At 63.4% G+C, this 20,152-nt stretch carries 20 protein-coding genes; 13 read left to right on the forward strand and 7 right to left on the reverse strand.

All coding sequences use genetic code 11. The features are described from left to right. Positions 1-27 precede the first annotated feature (27 nt). The 4 genes from P3T42_RS18025 to araD all read left to right on the forward strand — a co-directional run bounded on the left by P3T42_RS18025 (position 28) and on the right by araD (position 4,799). Entirely contained in the window at positions 28-1,107 is a 1,080-nt protein-coding gene (locus tag P3T42_RS18025) for an ABC transporter ATP-binding protein (protein ID WP_429306800.1), read from the forward strand. After that, positions 1,104-1,982: an ABC transporter permease gene (locus tag P3T42_RS18030; protein WP_429306801.1), complete on the forward strand. Its 879-nt coding sequence runs from the start codon at positions 1,104-1,106 to the stop codon at positions 1,980-1,982. Before P3T42_RS18025 ends, P3T42_RS18030 begins: the two co-directional genes overlap by 4 nt. Continuing rightward, complete coding sequence (locus P3T42_RS18035; protein WP_074296314.1) at positions 1,982-2,980, forward strand: ABC transporter permease; 999 nt, start codon at positions 1,982-1,984, stop codon at positions 2,978-2,980. The genes P3T42_RS18030 and P3T42_RS18035 overlap by 1 nt, the downstream gene beginning before the upstream one ends. 67 nt (positions 2,981-3,047) lie before the next feature. Then, positions 3,048-4,799, forward strand: a complete 1,752-nt coding sequence (gene araD / locus P3T42_RS18040) for an L-arabinonate dehydratase (RefSeq protein WP_429306802.1) — start codon at positions 3,048-3,050, stop codon at positions 4,797-4,799. A gap of 91 nt (positions 4,800-4,890) precedes the next feature. On the opposite strand, the gene P3T42_RS18045 is transcribed toward araD, so the two are convergent. Together P3T42_RS18045 and P3T42_RS18050 are read right to left on the reverse strand one after the other, a co-directional pair. Then, positions 4,891-5,496, reverse strand: a complete 606-nt coding sequence (locus P3T42_RS18045) for a short chain dehydrogenase (protein WP_074296312.1) — start codon at positions 5,494-5,496, stop codon at positions 4,891-4,893. Positions 5,497-5,738: 242 nt separating this feature from the next. Beyond that, on the reverse strand, positions 5,739-6,194 hold the full coding sequence (locus tag P3T42_RS18050) for a DUF3005 domain-containing protein (protein ID WP_074296311.1): 456 nt from the start codon (positions 6,192-6,194) through the stop codon (positions 5,739-5,741). A 278-nt stretch (positions 6,195-6,472) separates the two neighbouring features. Between P3T42_RS18050 and P3T42_RS18055 the strand changes: the two genes are divergently transcribed. The 4 genes from P3T42_RS18055 (at position 6,473) to P3T42_RS18070 (ending at position 9,613) form a co-directional block, all read left to right on the forward strand. Further along, entirely contained in the window at positions 6,473-6,706 is a 234-nt protein-coding gene (locus tag P3T42_RS18055; protein ID WP_074296310.1) for a hypothetical protein, read from the forward strand. A gap of 103 nt (positions 6,707-6,809) precedes the next feature. Further along, entirely contained in the window at positions 6,810-7,736 is a 927-nt protein-coding gene (gene epsC, locus P3T42_RS18060) for a serine O-acetyltransferase EpsC (protein ID WP_074297538.1), read from the forward strand. Between the two features lie 61 nt (positions 7,737-7,797). Beyond that, positions 7,798-8,607, forward strand: a complete 810-nt coding sequence (locus P3T42_RS18065; protein WP_429306968.1) for an AraC family ligand binding domain-containing protein — start codon at positions 7,798-7,800, stop codon at positions 8,605-8,607. A 97-nt stretch (positions 8,608-8,704) separates the two neighbouring features. After that, on the forward strand, positions 8,705-9,613 hold the full coding sequence (locus P3T42_RS18070) for a DMT family transporter (protein WP_074296308.1): 909 nt from the start codon (positions 8,705-8,707) through the stop codon (positions 9,611-9,613). Between the two features lie 74 nt (positions 9,614-9,687). Here the strand turns inward: P3T42_RS18070 and folE are convergent, their stop codons facing one another. The 4 genes from folE to P3T42_RS18090 all read right to left on the reverse strand — a co-directional run bounded on the left by folE (position 9,688) and on the right by P3T42_RS18090 (position 14,950). Beyond that, positions 9,688-10,323, reverse strand: a complete 636-nt coding sequence (folE, locus tag P3T42_RS18075) for a GTP cyclohydrolase I FolE (protein WP_074296307.1) — start codon at positions 10,321-10,323, stop codon at positions 9,688-9,690. A 143-nt stretch (positions 10,324-10,466) separates the two neighbouring features. Beyond that, positions 10,467-11,390 (reverse strand): LysR family transcriptional regulator, encoded by a 924-nt coding sequence (locus tag P3T42_RS18080; RefSeq protein ID WP_074296306.1) that lies wholly within the window; start codon positions 11,388-11,390, stop codon positions 10,467-10,469. A 90-nt stretch (positions 11,391-11,480) separates the two neighbouring features. Next, positions 11,481-12,764 (reverse strand): hypothetical protein, encoded by a 1,284-nt coding sequence (locus tag P3T42_RS18085; RefSeq protein WP_429306803.1) that lies wholly within the window; start codon positions 12,762-12,764, stop codon positions 11,481-11,483. 77 nt (positions 12,765-12,841) lie between these two features. Then, a complete protein-coding gene (locus tag P3T42_RS18090; protein WP_429306804.1) occupies positions 12,842-14,950 on the reverse strand; it encodes a S8 family serine peptidase in 2,109 nt (702 codons plus the stop codon). Positions 14,951-15,355: 405 nt separating this feature from the next. Between P3T42_RS18090 and P3T42_RS18095 the strand changes: the two genes are divergently transcribed. The 5 genes from P3T42_RS18095 (at position 15,356) to pcaC (ending at position 19,431) form a co-directional block, all read left to right on the forward strand. Further along, positions 15,356-16,060 carry a 3-oxoacid CoA-transferase subunit A gene (locus P3T42_RS18095; RefSeq protein ID WP_074296303.1) on the forward strand — a complete coding sequence of 235 codons (705 nt, stop codon included), beginning with the start codon at positions 15,356-15,358 and terminating at the stop codon, positions 16,058-16,060. A gap of 11 nt (positions 16,061-16,071) precedes the next feature. Beyond that, positions 16,072-16,731: a 3-oxoacid CoA-transferase subunit B gene (locus P3T42_RS18100; protein WP_074296302.1), complete on the forward strand. Its 660-nt coding sequence runs from the start codon at positions 16,072-16,074 to the stop codon at positions 16,729-16,731. A 129-nt stretch (positions 16,732-16,860) separates the two neighbouring features. Next, positions 16,861-18,240, forward strand: a complete 1,380-nt coding sequence (locus P3T42_RS18105) for a 3-carboxy-cis,cis-muconate cycloisomerase (protein ID WP_429306805.1) — start codon at positions 16,861-16,863, stop codon at positions 18,238-18,240. A gap of 4 nt (positions 18,241-18,244) precedes the next feature. Further along, positions 18,245-19,036 carry a 3-oxoadipate enol-lactonase gene (gene pcaD, locus P3T42_RS18110; protein WP_429306806.1) on the forward strand — a complete coding sequence of 264 codons (792 nt, stop codon included), beginning with the start codon at positions 18,245-18,247 and terminating at the stop codon, positions 19,034-19,036. Further along, positions 19,033-19,431 carry a 4-carboxymuconolactone decarboxylase gene (gene pcaC, locus P3T42_RS18115; RefSeq protein WP_429306807.1) on the forward strand — a complete coding sequence of 133 codons (399 nt, stop codon included), beginning with the start codon at positions 19,033-19,035 and terminating at the stop codon, positions 19,429-19,431. Before pcaD ends, pcaC begins: the two co-directional genes overlap by 4 nt. A gap of 12 nt (positions 19,432-19,443) precedes the next feature. On the opposite strand, the gene P3T42_RS18120 is transcribed toward pcaC, so the two are convergent. Beyond that, the gene (locus P3T42_RS18120; protein WP_429306808.1) at positions 19,444-20,148 is read right to left on the reverse strand and encodes a TetR family transcriptional regulator; all 705 of its coding nucleotides are present in this window, start codon (positions 20,146-20,148) and stop codon (positions 19,444-19,446) included. Between the last annotated feature and the right edge of the window lie 4 nt (positions 20,149-20,152).

The following is a 20,152-nucleotide window of genomic DNA, read 5'->3' on the forward strand; positions in this document are numbered from 1 at the left end:
CCGCGAGGGGGTCCACAGGAACGCGCCATGAAGCCTCATTTTGAGCAGTTGCGTCTCGACTCGGTGAGCCGCAGTTTCACGAATGCTGAAGGTCATCCCGTCGCCGCGCTGCAGGGCCTCGATCTGGAGATCCGGCGCGGCGAGTTCATCGCGTTGCTGGGGCCGTCGGGCTGCGGCAAGTCCACGGCACTGAATTGCATTGCGGGTCTGCAACCGCTCTCGGCCGGCGGCATCTGGCTCGACGACACGCGCATCGACGTCCTGCCGCCCGAGAAGCGCGGCTTCGGCATGGTGTTCCAGAACTACGCGCTGTTTCCTCATATGACCGTGCTCGATAACGTCGGCTTCGGCCTGAAGATGCGCGGCGTGGCGAAAAGCGAAGCGGTGCGCCGCGCCCGCGAGGCGTTGCAGCTCGTGCAACTGGTCGGGCATGAACGCAAGCTGCCGGGGCAGTTGTCGGGCGGCCAGCAGCAGCGCGTGGCGATTGCGCGGGCCATCGTGATCGAGCCGCCGCTCGTGCTGATGGATGAGCCCCTGTCGAACCTGGATACGAAGTTGCGCATTGAAATGCGTGCGGAGATTCGCCGCATCCATAGTCAGCTCGAACGCGCGACGATCTACGTCACGCACGATCAGGACGAAGCGCTGTCGATGGCCGATCGCATTGTCGTGATGAAAGAGGGCGTCGTGCAGCAGGTGGCGACGCCGAAGGAAGTCTATGGGCGGCCGAAGAACCTGCATGTCGCGCGCTTCATGGGCTACCGGAATGTGCTCGACTTTACGCTCGAAGGGATGCAGGGCGAAGCGGTGGCGGTGAGCGCCAACGGTGTGCGCCTGCTCGGGACTCCGATGCATGGCTTCAACAGCAAGCGCGTGAGTGTCGCGCTGCGCCCCGAAGATATGGAGCGCAGCACGCCCGGTATTGAGAACACGTTCGACGCAGACGTGCTGAGCGTCGAATACGGCGGACGCGATTCGCTGATCCGCGTGAAGTCGGCGTTCGGCGATCTGTGGGCGCGCGTGGCCGGCGATTTCGCCGAGGGCGAACACATCACGCTGCGCGTGCCGCCGGCGCGCACGCTGGTCTACGACGGCGAGGCGTCATGAACGCCCCCGCACTTTTGCCGCCGCTTGCCCCGCGCGATACCAAGGGCTGGCTGGTTGCGCCTGCGTTGCTGTTTATCGTTGCGTTGTTCATCTATCCGTTCGCCTACGGGCTGGTGCTGTCGTTCCAGCCAATGAACGGCGGCGGCGTGTGGGCCAACTACGTGGCGTTCTTCACCGACACGTCGATGTGGCCGACCATCCTCGTCACGTTGAAGCTCGCGGTGCCCGCTACGTTGCTCAACGTCGGCGTGTCGATTCCCGTAGCGTTCGCGCTGCGCCGCAATTCGCCTTATCAGAAGCTCGTCACGACCCTGCTGGTGATTCCGGTCACGCTCGGCACGGTGCTGATCGCCGACGGCATGCTCACGTACTTCGGACCGAACGGCTGGTTTCCGCAGGCGCTGCAAGGCCTGCATCTGTATACCGACGAAGTGCGGCTGACCCACAATTATTGGGGTGTCCTGATTTCGTTGATCGTGTCGGGCTTTCCGTTTGCGTTCCTGCTGACGCTGTCGTACGTCACGGGCATCGATCCGACGCTCGCCAGCGCCGCTGCCACGCTCGGCGCGAGTCCCTGGCAGCAGTTCCGGCGCATCTATCTGCCGCTGCTGGTGCCCGGTCTGACGATGGCCGCGTGCCTGTCGTTCGTGCAGGCGTTTTCGGTGTTTCCGTCGGCGGTGCTGCTCGGTGCGCCCGCGGGGCCGACCCGGGTGATGTCGATTGCCGCCGCCGAAGCCGCGTTCGAAAACTACGACTACGCGCTCGCCTCGGCCATCGCGATGGTGATGGGCTTCGTGCAACTGCTGGTGGTGGCCGGCATGCTGGGGGCGCGCCGCTTCTTCTATAGCGGACCGGTGACGGGCGGGAAGGGCTGATGACAACCGATCGTCACGCCACGCCTCAGTGGTCCGCATCCGCCTCGCAGGCGCCAGCCGTTGCGGGCGAGGATGAGGGCAAGCAAGCCGGCAGCGTGGAAAGCGCGGGCCACGCGGGCCAAGCGGGACGCAACCAGGGTGCGCAACCGGGCAACGCCGTCAAGCAACGCACGCCGTTGCCCGAGCGCGTCTGGAGAGTCCTGGTGTGGGGCGCGATGGTGTTTTTTCTCGTCAACGTCCTGCTGCTGATCGCGACGGTGGCGGTCAATTCAGTCGCGACACGCTGGTTCGGCACGCTGTTGCCGCAAGGCTTCACGCTGCATTGGTACGCGCAGGCATGGAGCGACTTCCAGTTGGCGAGCGTGCTGTGGGTCACGGTTGAAGTCGTCGGTGCGGTGGTGATCCTATCGGTGCTGCTCGGCGTGCCGGCAGCTTACGCGCTCGCTCGCGTGCAGTTTCCCGGCAAGCGCTTCGCAGTACTGGTGTTCCTCTTGCCGTTGATGGTGCCGCCGGTCACCTACGGGATCCCGATGGCCACCGTGATGTACAAGGTGGGACTCGCCGGCACGCTGCCCGGCGTGATTCTCGCGAATCTCGTGCCCGCGCTGCCGTTCGTGATTCTGGTGATGACGCCGTTCATCGAGCAGATCGATCCGAATCTCGAAGCCGCCGCGCGCATCTTCGGCGCCAATACGTTTCGCTATTTCCGTTATGTGCTGCTGCCGCTGCTGGTGCCCGGCATGCTCGCCGCGGGTTTGCTGGTGCTGGTGCGCACGATCGGCATGTTCGAGCTGACCTTCTTTACGGCCGGACCGGGTACGCAGACGCTGGTTGTCGCGCTGTACTACGCGGTGTTTTCAACCGGCGTGCGCGCGCCGCAATCCATCGATGCGATGGCGATGATCTATATGGCGATCACCCTGATATGGGTGTTGATCGCGCTGCAATTCGTGAGCCCGACGCAGATCGTCTCACGTGTGAAGGAACAGAAGCGTTGATCCGAAAGAACGGTCGGCGCGTTTGATTAACGAGCCTGGTAGCCAAGATACTGTTGGAGAAAATGCTGTGACCAAGAGAAAGACCCCTGAAGAATTGCGCAGCCACCGCTGGTATGGCGTGAATGACCTGCGTTCGTTCGGCCACCGTTCGCGCACGTCGCAGATGGGCTACAGCCGTGAGGAGTACGCGGGCAAGCCGGTGATCGCAATCCTGAACACGTGGAGCGAGATGAACCCGTGCCACACGCACTTCAAGCAGCGTGTGGAGGAAGTGAAACGGGGCATCTGGCAGGCCGGTGGTTTTCCGATCGAGCTGCCGGTGCAGACGCTCTCGGAGCCGTTCCAGAAGCCCACGACGATGCTGTACCGCAACTTCCTCGCCATGGAAGCGGAGGAAACGCTGCGCTCGTACCCGGCTGACGGCGTGGTGCTGATGGGTGGCTGCGACAAGACCACACCGGCGCTGCTGATGGGCGCGATCTCGATGGACCTGCCGACCATTTTCCTGCCGGCCGGCCCGATGCTGAACGGCAACTGGAACGGCGTGACGCTGGGCTCGGGTTCGGACACGTGGAAGTACTGGGCGGACCTGCGCGCGGGCAAGATCACCGAGCAGGACTGGCAGGGCGTGGAAGGCGGCATTGCGCGCTCGCCGGGCCACTGCATGACGATGGGCACGGCGTCTACCATGACGAGCGCCGCGGAAGCGCTGGGCTTCACGCTGCCTGGGTTTGCGTCGATTCCGGCGCCGGATTCGCGCCATGCGCAGATGTCGGCGAAAACCGGCATGCGGATTGTCGAGATGGTGTGGGAAGACCTGAAGCCGTCGGACATCATCACGGCGGGTTCGATTGATAACGCCGTCACCACGTGCCTCGCGCTATCCGGCTCGACCAATGCAATCGTCCACATGATCGCGCTGGCGCGCCGCGCCGGCATCGACCTGACCCTGACCCGCTACGACGACATCTCGCGTCACACGCCGGTGCTGGCGAACATCCGCCCGACCGGTTCGTACCTGATGGAAGATTTCTACTACGCCGGCGGCCTGCAGGCGATGCTGGCCGAACTGGGCGAGCTGATCGACCGTTCGCAGAAGACGGTGAACGGGCGCACGCTCGGCGAGAACCTTGAAGGCGCGAAGATCTTCAACGACGACGTGATCCGCCGCCGCGCGGCGCCGCTGTTGCCGAACAACGGTCTCGCGGTCCTGCGCGGCAATATCGCGCCCGACGGCGCGGTGATCAAGCCGGGCGCGGCCGATCGGAAGCTGCACGTGCATACAGGCCGTGCGGTGGTGTTCAGGGACTACAACGACATGGCGGCACGTATCGACGACGACGCGCTCGACATCGACGAGAGCTGCGTGATCGTGCTGCAGCATGCGGGTCCGGTGGGCGCGCCGGGGATGCCGGAGTGGGGCCAGTTGCCGATTCCGAAGAAGCTGCTGCAAAAGGGCGTGCGCGACATGCTGCGGATTTCCGATGCACGCATGAGCGGCACGAGCTACGGGGCGTGCGTGCTGCACGTGGCGCCGGAGTCGTTCATCGGCGGACCGTTTGCGCTGGTGCAGGACGGCGACCTGATCGAGCTCGACGTGCCGCAGCGCAAGCTGAACGTGCTGGTGCCGGACGAGGAACTGGCGCGGCGCAAGGCGGCGTGGGTGGAACCGGAACCGCGCTTCACGCGCGGCTATGGCGCGATGCATCAGGTGCATGTGATGCAGGCCAACAAGGGCTGCGACTTCGACTTCCTGCAACGCGAAGGTGCGGGCGGCGCGGCGAACAGCAGTGGTGTTGGCGAGCCGGAGATTCACTGAAGCGAAGGTGACGGCGACTCACGGCAATCACGGGGCGGTTTTGACTGCATAGTCCGAGCAGTTCGACCGCCCCGATTCGATAACCGACGCCTCAATAACCGACGCGATAAACCCGCCCCGTCTGCGCGCCTTCGACGCTGCGCAGATACGCCTGCGCAGCGCGCTGCGCGCTCACCGGTTCGAAGCCGCGGAAATACGGACCATACCCTTCGAGCGATTCGGTGAGGACCGTGGGGCTCACCACATTGATGCGCAGACCGCGCGGCAATTCGATCGCCGCGCCGCGCACGAAACCTTCCAGCGCCAGATTGACGGTGGTCGCGTTCGCGCCTTCGCGGATCGGCTCGTCGCCGACGATACCGCTCGTCAACGTGAACGAGCCGCCGTCGTTCACAAACTGCTGGGCCGCGAGCACCACGTTGATCTGTCCCATCAGTTTGTCGCGCAGGCCGACCCAGAACTGCTCGATGGTCATCTCCGGCAGCGGGCCGAAATGCAGCTTGCCGGTGGTCGTAACGACGCCATCCACCTTGCCGATTTCGCGGAACAGCCGTTCGATACTCGCCGGGTCCGTGCTGTCGACGCGGTACTGGCCGCGCGTCGCGCCGACCTCGATCACCTCATGGCGGGCTTTCAATTCGGCGCTCACCGCCTGGCCGAGCGTACCCGTTGCACCAATCACGACGATCTTTTTCATGTGCGACCTCTGAATGTTAAGTGTGGCTTCGATTGTCGGTGGCCCGCGCGGCGAGAAAAAGGGGGCGTGGCTTGCAGGTCCTTAAACCTGCAGTTTCGAATCGGGTTTTGGCAGTGACGATACGCAGTTCGCGTTGTCATTCAAACGGCGTGGACCGCGCGAGTCCGCCTGGAGTCGGGCAGGAGAGACGAAAACAAACAGCGCGCAAGCGGGCGCGTGACATGGCGCGACCCGCCGCCACGTTATTTCACGCGCTGCAGTTCGATCACCCGCGTGGGCCGCATATGGTTGAGCGCAAAGTGAATGCGACCGCGATCCTGACGGCTTGCCGCCGTTTGCTCTTCTTCGAATTGATGGTCTTCGTCGTAGGTCGATTGCGGCGCGATCATGCCTTTGTCGACCACCGCATAGCCCGGCTCGAGCGCCAGCAGCAGATGATTGCCGCCCACCCGGCTATCGAACCCGGCAAGGCCGTCTCTCGCTTCCGGCACGCTGTTCACGAGCGTGGCGTTGGAGGTGGTCACTTCGTCGGGACCGATCGGGCTGTGGCCTGCCAGTCGCGCGGCTTCGAGATTCTTGCCGTCGGTGTCGACGGTGCTGTCGTGCGTGCGGTCGTTGTGCAGATCCGTGCTGCTCGGACCGCCGGTGCCGGCTGCGCGGGCGGTGTCTAAGGGTTTGCCTGTGTCATTGCTGTTCATCGTGCATTCTCCATGGAAGACTGATGGTTGAAGTGACAGCAAAACTTGTTCCGGAGATCGCGAGGGCGAGCGACGCGCCTTCCGTTTTTTCCTGGCACACGCGTATGACATTCTTTTGATTTTTTTTAATCAACGCGTATTTTCTACAGAGTATGATCTTACTCCGACGAGTAGTCGCGGTTAAAATTGACGGCTTCTGCCAAGCCGTCTCAGCGGGCCGTTGGGAGACGACAACGCGCTGCTCGAACACTATATGAGGCAGTCAGGGCGGGTGACACATGCACTTTGATGCTGCATTCACACATCGCGGCTACTTGCTTAACTGCGCGCCGGCGCGCGCGGGCGACGGGACATGGCAACCTTACGTGGTCATCTCGCGTTCGAGTGACGGCGAGCTGGTTGCCAACCGGTTTTTCCCTACGGATTTCCGCTTCGCCGACGAAGCCGCTGCCATCGCACATGCGCGCGATTGGGCGGTACGCTGGATCGACGCTAGCAGCGTTACTATCTGACGCAGCTAGCGTGGACGCAGCGCTGCACGAGCGGCGGGAAAACGCGGTAATCTCTGGGGACAATTCACTTTGTCATGCTTGCCGCATGACCGCCGTCCTTACCATGTCAAACCCTCCTACTCGCAACTGGGGCCTCGAGCAGATCGTCGCCGACCTGCGCGCGTCGCGCGAGCAACTGCACCGCACGCGCCATCCGCGCGGCATTCGCGAACTGCCGTCGCGCGAGGCCGTCGGCAACATCGTCACGGGCCTGCGCGCCGCGCTTTTTCCCACCCACTATGGCGCCCCGGACCTGACCGACGAGACCGTCGACTACTACGTCGGGCACACGCTCGAAAGCACCTTGCGGCTGCTGGCCGAACAGATCCGCCGCGCGTTGCGATTTCTGCCGGAACATGGCGAGACCCCGGACGCGCTGCTCGGCGAACGCGCGTTCGAGGTGGCCCGCGAGTTCGGCACCCAGTTGCCCGGCATCCGCGCGCTGCTGGTGAGCGACATCCAGGCCGCTTTTACCGGCGACCCCGCCGCGCAGCACATCACCGAAATCCTGCTTTGCTATCCGGGCGTCTGGGCGATGACGCACCATCGCCTCGCGCACGCGCTGCACCGGCTCGGCGTACCGCTGCTGGCGCGCTTTATCAACGAGATCGCCCATTCGGCGACCGGCATCGACATTCACCCGGGTGCGCAAATCGGGCCGAGCTTCTTCATTGACCATGGCACGGGTGTGGTGATCGGCGAGACCGCCATCATCGGCGAACGCGTGCGTGTGTATCAGGCGGTGACGCTGGGCGCGAAGAGCTTTGCGGCGGATGTCGACGGCACGCTCATCAAGGGCAATGCGCGCCATCCGATCGTCGAGGACGACGTCGTGATCTACGCGGGCGCGACGATTCTCGGGCGCGTGACGATTGGGCGCGGCTCGGTGATTGGCGGCAATGTGTGGCTGACCCATAGCGTGCCGCCAGGCAGCAGCGTCTCGCAAGGCAAGATCCGCGAAACCGATTGCGACGACGAGGGGCGGCGTTGATGGTGACGCCGTCGTTCGCCTCGTAGGGGCAGCGCTAACCGTGGCCGCCAACCGCGTGCAGATGCCGCGCTGTGCGCTTGCCGGCGTCGAGGCAACGGTTGCAGAAACGGTCCATGCGTTTCCGCGTCATTCGCACGACCGCTTCGGCGTGGGCGTCATTGTGCGGGGCGGTCACCGCTCTGCCAGCGGACGGGGCGTCGTGGAAGCACGCGCGAACGACGCGATCATGGTCAATCCCGGCGAAGTTCACGACGGCAGCCCGCTCGACGAGCGTGGTCGCGCATGGCGCATGCTGTACTTCGAACCTGCATTAATGTGCCACGCTGCGGCTGAACTGGCCGAAGAGCGGGCGACCAGCGGTCCGCGCCAGATCGAATTGACGCAGCCCGTCGCGCACGATCCCGTGTTGAAGGCGCTGTTCGAGCAGTTATTCCTGGTTTCCGTCACGCAGGCAAACGCCGGGGATGCACTGGCACGCGAAGCTGCGCTGCTGCAGATGCTCGGCTATCTTGGGCGCCACCACACCACGTTGACCTGCACATCGACGCGAGCGCCGGCGGGGCCGATCACACGCGCCAAGGCCCGCATCGACGACGACCCCGCAGCGGCGTTGACGCTCGCCGAACTGGCCGCCGAAGCGGGCATGAGCCGCTTCCAGTTGCTGCGCGGGTTCGCGCAGGCGATGGGGTTGCCGCCGCATGCCTATCGGATGCAGCGGCGCGTGGTGCTGGCCCGTCAACTGATCGCGCGTGGCGCGGCGCTGGCCGATACGGCCGCGGCGGCCGGATTTGCCGACCAGAGCCATATGACGCGCGCCTTTGTGCGCTTGTTCGGCGTGACGCCGGCTAGCTACGCCGGCGCGATCCGATAAGTCACGCAACCCCCGACGCAACGCTGCAATTTCGTTCAAGACCGCCCGCCCGGCGACTTTTAAGCTGACCGTTCATTCCCTTCTGAACGGCGGCTGCATGAATTCGCGTTACGTGGGTTATCTGTGTTGCGCGCTGGCGATGATCGGCGTGGGTAGCACGGTGGTGGTCAGCAAATCGATCGCGGCGGGGCTGCCGCCGTTTTCGGCGACGGCTTTACGTTTCGCGATTGCGTTTCCCGTGTTCCTGCTGGTGATGCGCCTGCGCGGGGTGCGTTGGCCACGTCTGGCGCGGCGTGATGTCCTGCTGCTGATCGCGCAGGCAGGTGCGGGCAGTGTCGGCTATACGGTGTTTCTGATCAGCGGCATGAAGCTCGCCTCGGCGGCGGATGCGGGGGTGATCGCGGGCACCTTGCCGGCCGTGTCGGCGCTGGTGGCCATGCTGGCGCTCGGCGAGCGGCCCGCGCCTTCGCTGATCGGCGCCATCGTCCTGGCGACGCTGGGTGTGCTGGTATGCACGGTCCACGTCGAAGACCTGGCCGCCCCGCGTGCCGCGAGTTCGCTAGCCGGCAATGCGCTGGTGTTTGCGGCGATTGTTTGCGAGGCGCTGTTCATTCTGCTCAATCGCAAGCTGCGCACGCCGGTGGCGGCGCTGCCGTTGTCCGCGTTGATGAGTGGGCTAGGATTGGCGGTGGCGATCGTGCCGGCGAGTTTCGAACAGGCGTGGACGCTGCCGTTCGATCCCGGTGCGCTCGCCGGCGTTGTCTATTACGCCCTCGTGCCGACAGTGGGTGGGTTCGTGCTCTGGTATGAGGGTGCCGCACGAATCACCGGCGCGGAAGCCGGACTCATGACCGCGCTCGTGCCCATCAGCGCCGTGGCGATGGCGGCGCTGCTGCTGCACGAACCGGTGTCCGGCGCGCAGCTTGCCGGGGTGGCGTGTGTGCTCGGCGCAGTGTTGTTTGCGACAGTGGGGCACATGAGGCGCATGCCGCGTCGCTCGGCGTGAGGTTGGCGTCGCGCTAGCCAGTCGCCGGTTGCTGCGCTCTCTGCGTCCCGGCGTTCTGCTTTCTTCTGGTGTGCTTAGGTATTCGCTACGGCCACTACGCCGGGATTGCCGACGATGGACAGAAACTCGCGACGTGTCGACGGATCCGTACGAAACGTGCCGAGCATGCGCGAGGTGACCATCGTCACACCGGCCTTGTGTACGCCACGCGTGGACATGCATTGATGCGACGCTTCGAGGATCACGCCGACTCCCTCCGGCTGCAGCACTTCGTTAAGGGTATCGGCGATCTGCACGGTCATCTTCTCCTGGATCTGCAGACGCTTGGCGAATGCATCGACGAGCCGCGCCAGTTTCGAAATGCCCACCACGCGATGGCCCGGCAGATAGGCGACGTGCGCGCGGCCGATGATCGGCACCATGTGATGCTCGCAGTAGCTTTCGAAGCGGATGTCTTTCAGCACGATCATTTCGTCGTAGCCGTCCACTTCGGAGAAGGTGCGGGCGAGGATCTCGCGCGGATCGACCGAATAGCCCGCGAAGAACTCCTCGTAAGACCGCACCACGCGCGCCGGCGTGTCGAGCAGGCCTTCGCGCTGCGGATCGTCGCCGGCCCAGCGCAGCAAAACGCGTACGGCGGCTTCGGCTTCATCGCGCGTCGGGCGGCCCAGGGCTTCGCTTTGTTTGGTCTTCTTTGCCTTGCTGCTCATCCTTCGCTCCTTGAACTCGCATGTTGAATATGGCCGCGGACGGCAACGGCCATTGTTCCATGTTTTGCGTTGCGGCGTGCGCAGCGGCTGCCCCGCCACGCGCCGATTGCCCTGTGGCCCAAGGGCTCGCCTGTGCTGGAGCGCTATTTCGGCCATTCATCCATGGCGTCGTTAAACAGCCCGGCGACGATACTGCGTAACCAGCCTGCCCGCGGATCGTTATGAAACTTGCGATGCCAGTGCTGCTTCAGATCGAAGCGCGGCAACTCGAGCGGCGGTTCGACGAGCGTGATCGACGCGTGTTCCGAGACGTACGCAAAGCCGATGGCGTGCGGCACCGTGGCGATCAGGTCCGTGCGCGCGAGGATGAACGGCAAGCTCATGAAGTGCGAAGTCTCCAGCACGGCGCGGCGCCGGATGCGCTTTTTCTCAAGGAATTGCTCGAGGACTTCCTGGCTGCGGCCCTCGGCGCGCACGACCGCATGACCGGACGCGACGAACTGCGGCAACGTGAGCGGCGCGCGGGTGAGGGGATGGTCGCTGCGCATCAGGCAGATGAAGCGATGGGTGAAGAGGCGTTGCTGAAAGAAGTTGTTGCCCGACAGATCCGGGAAATAGCCGACCGCCAGATCGACGTCGCCCGATTCGAGGCCGCGTTCGATCTGCGAAGGCGGCAGCGACACCGAGCGCAGATTCGCATGCGGCGCGCGCTCGGCGAAGAGTTGCAGCAGGCGCGGCAAAAACACGATTTCGCCGACGTCGGAGAGAGCAATGGAAAACGTATGCGTGGTCGTGGCGGGATCGAAGTCTTGCGCATCCAGCATGCCTTGCTTGATCCGCGTCAGCGCTTCACGCGCGGCGGGGATCAGGGCGAGCGCCCGCGGCGTCGGCTCCATGCCGCGCGAGGTGCGCACGAAGAGCTGATCGCCGAAGTACTCGCGCAGCCGTCCAAGCGCTGTGCTCACGCGCGGCTGGCTGACGCCGAGACGTTCGGCCGCGCGGCTGACGTTGCGGGTTTCCTCCATCGCAACGAGGTAAGGGATCAGGTTCAGGTCGAGTTCGGACATGCGGGCGGGGGCGGCGGGTGGAGTATCGTTTCAGCGTATAGACCATACCGCGTTAATCGCCCGGACGGATATTGGGGAAAGCGCCGAGGCCTATCTGGCGGCCTGCCATTCGCGCAGCGCATTGCGTACCTCTTCGATCACCTCGTCCCACTGGCCGAGTTCGCGTTGGCGGAAGAGTCGCATTGACGGGTACCACGGGGTGTCGGTTCTATCGACCATCCATCGCCAGTCTGCACAAGTGGGCAGGAGTACCCATACTGGCCGTCCGGCCGCACCGGCAAGATGCGCGACGGACGTGTCGACGGTGATGAGCAGGTCGAGCGTCTCAAGTATCGCGAGCGTGTCGGTGAAGTCCTGGATTGCCGGGCCGAGCGTATGCAAGTCGAATTCGTCCGCTAAGGCTTCGCTTTCGCACTCGCGGTCCCCTTTCTGGACCGAATACCAGCTTGTTCCCGGCAACGCGAAAAGCGGCTTCAGTGCGTCAAGGCGGATAGACCGGAAGCGGTCGAGCACATGGTGCGGTCCTCCTGCCCACACGACACCCATTCGCCTTGTCTTCGCATGTGCCGGACGTGTTGGAAGTGCATCAACGTGAGCGCGCCAATAGGCAAGCTTGTCTGGCGATGCGGCGATGTACCGCGTGGCGATGGGGAGCATCGACTGATTGAGTTTCATATGCTCGGGCATCTTTAGCATATGGCTCCAGTAGTCATAGGCGCCAGGCGGTACGGTGGTGAACACGGCTCGCACTCCCGCGATGCTGGCCGCTATGCCCGCGATGGGCTGACTAACCAGTACATCAACGATGGCTCCCTGCCTGTGCAGCCACTCGGCGAACCTGATGAACTGGATTTCATCGCCCCGGCCCTGTTCTCCGACAAGGAGAAACGTGCGTCCAGTCAGCGACTCCCCTCGCCATTGGGGAAAATTCAGCCGCACAAGTTGCCGGTCCATGCCGGGTAACTCATAAAACCACCGATAGTGCTGCCAGCCTTCATCGAGCTTTCCCAAACCGAGCAACGTGCCTGCGAGGTGGAAGTGCATATAAGGATTGTCGGGCAGAAGCCGGACAGCTTCCCTGCTGTACACCAGACTTTCAGCTACGTTGCCAAGCATCCCAAGCGCCCGCGCGGCATTGTGATGCAGCAACGGGTGTAGCGGGTCAAGCGCGAGTCCTTGTTTCGCCACGCTAACCGCATCGCTAAACCTGTCATTCTGATTGAGCAGGAAAGCTAAGGATTTAAGCGACTCGGCATGATCGGAAAAATGGGTTCTTAGCTGCGTGATGAATTCGTCGAGTTCACGGGTGCGATCGGTCTTTGCCAATGCCGCGACACGGTCTAACTGGTCTTGCAGGGTGGCTATAGAGGGCATGTTCTCGCCATAGTTTGACTTTGATGGACGCCCCGAATCCGAAACAGCGATCCGGGGTGTCGTTGTGCGGTGACAAGCTATTGCGTGAGAGTCGCGAGGAGGGTGACTCCGCTTAACTTGGTGTTTGCGCTAACAATGGCGTAGTAACTTCCGGGTGCCGGGTTGGCGATCGTGCAGGTGGCCGCGCCGCCTCTCACCATGATCGACTCGCAATCGGGGTGGAGCGATGAAGGCGTGCCGGCCCGAGTGTCCAGAAGCGCGGTTTGGCTGCTGGCTCCGGGCGACAGGGTAAAAGTCAGGCTTTTCACACCAGCAGGCACGACCAGATCGTAATTCTGCATCTCACCGTTTTTTGCCGAAATTGTCGTGGGAATGCCGGCGCTCAGATCGGTAAGTGTCGGGGGAAGGACCCGGAACGAACGCGTCAACTTGCTAACGGCGCCGGTGCTATCGGTAACCGTCAGGGTGATCGGATAAGTACCTGGGTAGTCATAGTTCGTCCAGGGATTGACCGATTGTGTCCGGACCATATCGGGGCCGCCGGTGCCTAAATTCCAGGCCCATGAACTGATGGGCGCACCGCGCGCCGTAGAGAGGTCCGTGCATGTCACCTGCATGATCGACGTGCTCTCCGTGCAAGTGAAATTTGCCGCCGCTGGAATTTTCCCCGACTTTGCGGCATTGACCGTGGCATTCGCATCCAGAATGCCGGGCCCGATGGGCTGATCCGGCTGGCCGTTAGGGAACGGCTGTACGTTCTGTGTGAGAAGGGTGCGCATTTCTGCCGGGGTCAATGGCCTCGGCGCCACCGACTGGGCCAGTGCAATGACGCCACTCACCATGGGCGCTGCCATCGAGGTGCCGCTCATATACGCATAGCCTTCGGTACCTGGGGTCGACGTTCCGTTGTTGTAGGTCGACCAGATCGAGTCCGCGGGGGCGGCAATATCCACGTTCAGCCCGAAGTTCGAGTCGACCCATCGCCATCCAATGCGATTGATGCCCCCGACATTGACCACATTACGGCAGTTGGCCGGCTCGAAATTCGACGCGTCACCGCTGTTGTTGCCGGCCGCCGCTACAACGACGGCCCCCCGGCTGACTGCGTAATCAATCGCGGTCTGAAAGGTGGTCTCGCAAGACCCGAGTCCACCAAGGCTCACGTTGATGACGCTGGCAGGGTTGGGGTTGTCGGGTACACCCGGAATACTTCCTCCGGCCGCCCATGTCATGCCGTCGGCGATATCCGATGTGTAGCCTTTCGCGCACGCGTTCAATACGCGAACCGGGACAATTTTGGCGGCTGGCGCAACACCTGCTATGCCCACGCCGTTATTCGTCAACGCGCCGGCGATGCCCGCGACGTGCGTGCCGTGCCAGACAACCTCGCAGGTTTCATTGATGCGCCCAGGATTGGTGCCGTTGCTACCGCGGTTGTTCGCGGTGAAGTCATATCCTGGAAGGATATGGGCGTTGAGGTCGCTGTGGCCGGTCACGCCGTTGTCGATCACGGCGATGACTGCCCCAGCGCCGTTAGCACTGTCGAAGGCGCCCTCGGCGCGTATTCCAACCATGGCGTTGCCGGGCTTCAGGTTTGAACTCAAGCCCCACTGATTGACGTACTCCGGGTCGTTTGGAACCATGGTGCCGGACATTTCCCTGTCGGGCTCGACGTATTCGACGTTCGGGTCCGATGCCATCGCACGCATGAATGCTTTGGCTTCATTGGCGTTGAGCTTGCGCTCGGTCGTCACCACGTCGGAGCCAATCCCCATGCGGCGAACATGGTGCGCCCGAGCGGGCAGGGCGCCGGCCAGCTTGTCGAGTTGCGACTGGGCCGATGAGGTTGAACCGCGTTCCGCGGTGCCGGTCTTGTATCTGACGATAAAGCGGTCGATGGACGTGTTGGAATCGATGCTGCTCGTATTCATCTTGAGCGACGTCGCCAGCGGGACGCTGGTTGCACTGGCAGCACTGGCCGCGGCCGCGACCTCCGCCGCGTTTTGCGCCGCTGGGGTGGCTTCGGCGGTCGTGGCGTTGTTGTCGCCGCCGCAGGCTGTGAGCGCCAGTGAAAGCGACAGGCAGGCAAGCACGCGACGTACGCTGGCTTTCGGCCCAATCAGGTTGCGGATCGAACGCTGTCTGCCTAAATCATTCCGTCCGTTGTGATGTCTCTTGGTTCGCATTATTTCTTCGTCTCTAAATATTATCCGAATAAAGATAATATTTATCCCGAATGAGATAAACAATCAGGCACTTCTTCTTTTCAATCAGAAGATTTACTCAGCGCGTGAGGCTTCCGACTCACTTGGCGTTTTAACGCCCCCCAGCCTGCAAACCCACCCAGAAAAGCGGATCATGGATATCCCCGCCTTGACAAGCTGAACGGCCGCCTTTCATAATGCGCCAGTGCGTTCGCTAAACGAATCACTGTTCATATAGCGAACAAATTGCGTGTTGACCCCTTCTGGTCTACGCGCCATGACAAGGACGTGGAGACCGTCCCGTGTGTTGTTCAACGCAGCTCGCCGGCAAGGCGAGCCGCTGCGGATCGAGCGGCACGGTGCGGTGCGTCCCAAAGGGAATTCGACATGATCAACAAGATTTTCGAGTCACTTCAGTCGGCCGTCGCCGACGTGCACGACGGCGCGACCGTCATGATCGGCGGCTTCGGCACGGCCGGCATGCCGTCCGAACTCATCGACGCGCTGATCGAACAGGGCGCGCGCGAGCTCACTATCGTCAACAACAATGCGGGCAATGGCGACATCGGCCTCGCTGCCTTGCTCAAGGCCAAGCGGGTGCGCAAGATCATCTGTTCGTTTCCGCGCCAGACCGATTCGTATGTGTTCGACGCGCTTTACCGCGCCGGCGAGATCGAGCTCGAGCTCGTGCCGCAAGGCAACCTGGCCGAGCGCATTCGCGCCGCCGGCGCCGGCATCGGCGGTTTCTTCACGCCCACCGGCTACGGCACGAAGCTCGCCGAGGGCAAGGAAACCCGCCTGATCGACGGCCGGCATTACGTGCTGGAGTCGCCGCTGCACGCCGACTTCGCACTCGTCAAGGCGTTCAAGGGCGATCGCTGGGGCAATCTGGTCTATCGCAAGACGGCGCGCAACTTCGGCCCGATCATGGCGAGCGCCGCGAAAACCGCGATCGTGCAGGTATCGAAAGTCGTGCCGCTCGGCGAGCTCGATCCCGAAGAGATCGTCACACCTGGCATCTTCGTGCAACGCGTGATCGAAGTGCCGCAGGCGACGCATCAAGCCGAACTTGCATCCGCGACTGCCGCCTGAGGAGACCCGACATGAAAAAACTGACCCGCGATGAAATGGCCAAGCGCGTCGCCCAGGACATCCCCGAAGGCGCGTATGTGAATCTCGGCATTGGCGTGCCGACGCTGGTGGCCAACCACCTCGCCGCCGATAAGGAAATCTTCCTGCACAGCGAAAACGGCCTGCTCGGTATGGGCCCGGCGCCCGCGAAAGGCGAAGAGGACGACGAACTGATCAATGCCGGCAAGCAGCACGTCACGCTGCTGACGGGCGGCGCTTACTTCCATCATGCGGACTCCTTTGCAATGATGCGCGGCGGCCATCTCGACTTTTGCGTGCTGGGCGCGTTCCAGGTGTCGGCCAAGGGCGATCTCGCGAACTGGCACACCGGCGCACCGGATGCGATTCCGGCAGTCGGCGGCGCAATGGATCTGGCCATCGGCGCGAAGCAGGTCTACGTGATGATGGAGCACCTGACCAAGCAGGGCGAAAGCAAGATCGCCGCGCAATGCAGCTACCCGGTGACGGGCGTGGCGTGCGTGGACCGCATCTACACGGATCTCGCCATGATCGACGTGACCGCCGATGGCCTCGTGGTGCGCGAGATTTTCTCGGACATCGACTTCGCCGAGCTGCACAAGCTGACGGGCGTTCCGCTGATCGACGGCACCCAGGCGGCGCGCGCCGCCTGATCCCGGCGCAGCGTTTGGCACAATGGTGTCTAATGTATCGGTCCGCGTGCCGAACACCGTGCCTGCTCCGCTTGCGCTGAGTCCGGCGCGGGCGGACCCTACCTTCTTCTCCGTTTTGCCAATTCCACCATGCTCGAAGCCAGCGCCCGTCTGACCGGTCTCCTCTGCGGCACGCAGCCAATGAACGATATCTGGTCGCCACGCGCGACGCTGCAGCGCATGCTCGATGTCGAAGCGGCGCTGGCGCGCGCATCGGCGGCGCACAACGTGATTCCGTCGTCGGCGGTGGCCGCGATCGAAGCCGCCTGTCAGGCGGATCAACTGGATGCCGAGGCCCTCGCGCAGGATGCCGCGCTCGGCGGCAATCTCGCCATTCCTCTGGTCAAGCAACTGACCGCACGCGTCAAGGCGGCGGACGCGGAAGCGTCGAAATACGTCCATTGGGGCGCGACGAGCCAGGACATCATCGATACCGCGACCGTCCTGCAACTGCGCGACAGCTTCGACCTGCTCGCCCCTCATCTGCAATCCACCTGCACGGCGCTCGCCGCGCTGGCGCGCAAGCATCGCGCCACGCCGATGATCGGCCGCACCTGGTTGCAGCAGGCGTTGCCCATCACGCTGGGTCTGAAGTTCGCGCAGTGGCTCGACGCCTTGCTGCGTCATCGCGAGCGGCTCGAGGCGTTGCGCCCGCGCGTGCTGGTGCTGCAGTTCGGCGGCGCGGCCGGTACGCTTGCAAGCTTGCGCGACGCAGCACCGGCGGTGACGCAGACGCTAGGCGCGGAACTGAAGCTGACGGTGCCCGCGGTGCCGTGGCACACGCAGCGCGATCGCATGGCCGAAACCGCCGCGTGGTTCGGCATGCTGATCGGCACGCTCGGCAAGATCGCCCGCGATATTTCCCTGCAGATGCAAACCGAACTCGGCGAACTGGCCGAACCGGCCGCGGCGGGCAAGGGCGGGTCGTCGACCATGCCGCACAAGCGCAATCCGGTCGGCTGCGCGGCCGTGCTGACCGCCGCGATGCGCGCGCCCGGCCTCGTCGCCACGGTGCTGTCGGGCATGGTGCAGGAACACGAGCGCGCGCTCGGCGGCTGGCAGGCCGAGTGGGACGCGCTGCCCGATCTCGCCCGGCTCGCCGGCGGCGCGCTCGCCAATATCGAACAGATCGCGAGCGGACTGAACGTCAATGTCGCGCGTCTCGCCGCGAACCTCGAGGTCACGCACGGCCTGATTCTCGGCGAATCGGTGATGCTTGCGCTCGGCGATAGCATCGGCCGGCTCGACGCGCATCATCTGGTTGAGCGCGCATCGAAAACGGCGGTGCAGTCGGGGCAAACGCTGTTCGACGTGCTGGCGGCCGATGCCGCAGTCACCCAACATCTTTCGGTCGAGCAATTGCGGCATCTGCTCGACCCGGCTCAATACGTCGGCCAGGCGCACGCCTATGTAGACGCCGTGCTGGCCCTTCATGACGAGCGCGCTGGCCGCGCCACCTCAGAGGAGTAACGGAATGCCCTACGCCGCAGTCAACGGCATCGAGCTTCACTATCGGATCGACGGCGATCGCCATGGACACGCACCGTGGATCGTGCTGTCGAATTCGCTCGGCAGCGACATGTCGATGTGGACGCCCCAGGTCGCCGCGTTGTCGAAGCAGTTTCGCGTCTTGCGATACGACACGCGCGGACACGGTCACTCGGAGGCGCCGAAAGGGCCCTACACGATCGAACAGTTGAGCGGCGACGTGCTGGGCCTGATGGATATGCTGAAGATCGCCACGGCGAATTTTTGCGGGTTGTCGATGGGTGGGCTGACCGGCGTTGCGCTCGCCGCGCGTCATGCGAACCGCTTCGAGCGCGTCGTGCTCTGCAACACGGCGGCGCGCATCGGTTCGCCGGAAGTGTGGGTGCCGCGTGCAGAACGGGCGCGTAAGGAAGGCATGCTGACGCTTTCGGAAGCAGTCCTGCCGCGCTGGTTCACCGGCGAGTTCATTGCCCGCCAGCCGTTGATGTTCTCGGTGATCCGAGACGTCTTCGTCCACACCGACAAGGAAGGCTACGCCAGCAACTGCGAAGCGATCGACGCCACCGACCTGCGTCCCGAAGCCCCCGGCATCAAGCTGCCGGCGCTGGTAATCAGCGGTACGCACGATCTGGCGGCAACGCCGGCACAGGGGAAGGAACTCGCCGCAGCGATTCCGGGTGCCCGCTATGTCGAACTGGACGCCTCGCATATTTCCAACATCGAGCAGGCGGAAACGTTTACGAAGACTATTCTCGACTTCCTCACGGAGCAGCAATGAACGACGACGAACGCTTTGAAGCAGGAATGAACGTGCGCCGTGCGGTGCTGGGCGACGCGCACGTCGACCGCTCGTTGGCCAACCGCACCGAGATCACCGAGGAATTCCAGAACTTCATCACCCGCTATGCGTGGGGCGAAATCTGGACGCGCGAGGGTTTGCCCCGTCACACGCGTAGCCTGCTGACCATCGGCCTGATGGTGGCGCTCAATCGCAGCGAAGAACTTGCCTTGCATCTGCGCGCGGCGAAGAACAATGGCGTGACGCGCGACGAGATCAAGGAAGTGCTGCTGCAGACTGCCATCTATTGCGGCGTGCCGGCTGCGAATTCGGCTTTCCATCTGGCCGACAAGCTGTTCCGCGAAGAGGACGCGGCGGGCAAAGCCCAAGCGTAGCAAGCGCGGCGCTTAGGCCGACGTACTCTCGCTCACGGTGCCGGGCTCCTCAACCGGCACCCGCGCCAGCACCGAGCGCAACACCGTCTCCTTGATGACCTCGCGCCAGTGCGCGAGGGCGGTCTTGTCCATCAGCGATTCGCCGAGAAACGCGCTAAGCGTGTACTGATTGGCGTTATAAAAATAGCCGAGCGAGGCGATCATGATGTACACGTCGCGCGCCGCGATGTTGTCGCGAAACACGCCCTTCGCCTTGCCCGCATCCAGCACCTTCTGCACTACGGAAATCGCGTAGCCGGAAATATCGCGCAGCTTCGACGATTTCTTCGCGTGCTTGCCCTGGTGCAGATTCTCGCTGGACAGCAGCGTGACGAACTCGGGGTGATCGAGGTAGTACTGCCAGACAAATTCGACGACTTGCTGCAAGCCGCGCACGGGGTCGTCGAAGTCCAGATCGAGCCGGCTTTCGGCTTCGTTGAACTGCGAGTAGATGGTCTCCAGCACCTCGACGAACAATTGCTCCTTGCTGCCGAAGTAGTAGTAAATCATCCGGTCGTGCGAGCGGGCCGCTTTCGAAATGCTCTCGACCCGGCCGCTCGCATAGCCTTGCTTGGCGAACACCTTGATAGCCGCTTTGAGAATCTTTGCGCGCGTATCCTGGGCCTGCTTCGCGCGGATGCCGGTGGCGCCCGTCTTGCGGGCGGCAGTTGGACTCATGGGC

It is taken from the genome of Paraburkholderia sp. GAS38, assembly GCF_050434965.1.
In the GTDB taxonomy this organism is placed as follows: Bacteria; Pseudomonadota; Gammaproteobacteria; order Burkholderiales; family Burkholderiaceae; genus Paraburkholderia; species Paraburkholderia phenazinium_A.

Bases quoted from the DNA above. Each gene is read 5' to 3' on its own strand.
- P3T42_RS18085 (WP_429306803.1), bottom strand. From the start codon at position 12,764: ATGCCCTCTATAGCCACCCTGCAAGACCAGTTAGACCGTGTCGCGGCA.
- pcaD (WP_429306806.1), top strand. From the start codon at position 18,245: ATGCCCTACGCCGCAGTCAACGGCATCGAGCTTCACTATCGGATCGAC.
- P3T42_RS18120 (WP_429306808.1), bottom strand. From the start codon at position 20,148: ATGAGTCCAACTGCCGCCCGCAAGACGGGCGCCACCGGCATCCGCGCG.
- folE (WP_074296307.1), bottom strand. From the start codon at position 10,323: ATGAGCAGCAAGGCAAAGAAGACCAAACAAAGCGAAGCCCTGGGCCGC.
- P3T42_RS18065 (WP_429306968.1), top strand. From the start codon at position 7,798: ATGCCGCGCTGTGCGCTTGCCGGCGTCGAGGCAACGGTTGCAGAAACG.
- P3T42_RS18095 (WP_074296303.1), top strand. From the start codon at position 15,356: ATGATCAACAAGATTTTCGAGTCACTTCAGTCGGCCGTCGCCGACGTG.
- pcaC (WP_429306807.1), top strand. From the start codon at position 19,033: ATGAACGACGACGAACGCTTTGAAGCAGGAATGAACGTGCGCCGTGCG.
- P3T42_RS18035 (WP_074296314.1), top strand. From the start codon at position 1,982: ATGACAACCGATCGTCACGCCACGCCTCAGTGGTCCGCATCCGCCTCG.
- P3T42_RS18055 (WP_074296310.1), top strand. From the start codon at position 6,473: ATGCACTTTGATGCTGCATTCACACATCGCGGCTACTTGCTTAACTGC.
- P3T42_RS18030 (WP_429306801.1), top strand. From the start codon at position 1,104: ATGAACGCCCCCGCACTTTTGCCGCCGCTTGCCCCGCGCGATACCAAG.
- P3T42_RS18025 (WP_429306800.1), top strand. From the start codon at position 28: ATGAAGCCTCATTTTGAGCAGTTGCGTCTCGACTCGGTGAGCCGCAGT.
- epsC (WP_074297538.1), top strand. From the start codon at position 6,810: ATGTCAAACCCTCCTACTCGCAACTGGGGCCTCGAGCAGATCGTCGCC.
- P3T42_RS18100 (WP_074296302.1), top strand. From the start codon at position 16,072: ATGAAAAAACTGACCCGCGATGAAATGGCCAAGCGCGTCGCCCAGGAC.
- P3T42_RS18105 (WP_429306805.1), top strand. From the start codon at position 16,861: ATGCTCGAAGCCAGCGCCCGTCTGACCGGTCTCCTCTGCGGCACGCAG.
- P3T42_RS18080 (WP_074296306.1), bottom strand. From the start codon at position 11,390: ATGTCCGAACTCGACCTGAACCTGATCCCTTACCTCGTTGCGATGGAG.
- P3T42_RS18090 (WP_429306804.1), bottom strand. From the start codon at position 14,950: ATGCGAACCAAGAGACATCACAACGGACGGAATGATTTAGGCAGACAG.
- P3T42_RS18070 (WP_074296308.1), top strand. From the start codon at position 8,705: ATGAATTCGCGTTACGTGGGTTATCTGTGTTGCGCGCTGGCGATGATC.
- P3T42_RS18050 (WP_074296311.1), bottom strand. From the start codon at position 6,194: ATGAACAGCAATGACACAGGCAAACCCTTAGACACCGCCCGCGCAGCC.
- P3T42_RS18045 (WP_074296312.1), bottom strand. From the start codon at position 5,496: ATGAAAAAGATCGTCGTGATTGGTGCAACGGGTACGCTCGGCCAGGCG.